Here is a 231-nt window from a genome sequence, read left to right as displayed (position 1 = left end):
CCCCCCCCCCCCCCCCCCCCCCCCCCCCCCCCCCCCCCCTCAAAGAAGAAAACGGCATCCTAGATGCAGCGTAGTCTCGTGGGCTCGGAGATGTGTATAAGAGACAGGTCAGTGACCTGGCCAATTTGATTTCCGACGTGCATTCCGCACTGAGCAACACGTCTGCACCGCAACCCGCCGCAGCCATCATCTAAAAGCAGAAGCCCGCCGTTTCAGTGCGCAAGTCAGTAC

The 231-nt window shown here is 61.5% G+C and carries 1 pseudogene; it reads left to right on the top strand.

Annotated elements, in window-relative coordinates:
- Positions 1-107: 107 nt before the first annotated feature.
- Positions 108-191: pseudogene (locus ACPYOJ_RS37130) on the top strand (transcriptional regulator); the annotation flags it as partial.
- Positions 192-231 lie beyond the last annotated feature (40 nt).

This window comes from Rhizobium sp. SVR5-9E, from assembly GCF_056755095.1.
This window is presented reverse-complemented; position numbering and strand designations above follow the sequence as displayed.